The organism is Carboxylicivirga fragile, from assembly GCF_050589805.1.
Classification (GTDB): domain Bacteria; phylum Bacteroidota; class Bacteroidia; order Bacteroidales; family Marinilabiliaceae; genus Carboxylicivirga; species Carboxylicivirga fragile.
Genome location: NZ_JBNGOY010000138.1, coordinates 1 through 337, shown reverse-complemented (window position 1 = coordinate 337; position 337 = coordinate 1). Strand labels below are relative to the sequence as shown.

At 38.0% G+C, this 337-nt stretch carries 1 protein-coding gene; it reads left to right on the top strand.

Going from position 1 to position 337, the window contains the following annotated elements; genetic code table 11:
- Positions 1 to 40: 40 nt before the first annotated feature.
- On the top strand, positions 41 to 337 hold a 297-nt coding region (locus tag ACRD7B_RS22830), incomplete at its 3' end, for an endonuclease domain-containing protein (protein ID WP_430826984.1).

The window sequence follows — 337 nt, the reverse complement described above, 5'->3', positions numbered from 1 at the left end:
TATTTAAACGCCTAACTTAAAGTATCAAAACAACATCTTTATGTCACAGGAAAACTTTGATAACTTGTACTATGGGGCGTCTCAAGAGATTAAGAGCAGAGCTAAATTATTACGAAAAGACATTACTCTTCCTGAAAAGCTTCTTTGGAATAAACTACGGGATAGACAGCTCGCAGGGCTAAAGTTTAGGCGGCAACACCCAATTGATTTGTTTATAGCTGATTTCTACTGCCACGAGAAAAGACTGGTAGTGGAAGTTGATGGTGAAATTCATGAATATCAGAAAGAATATGACGAAGGAAGAACAGCAGAACTGGAAAGACTCGGCATTACTGTA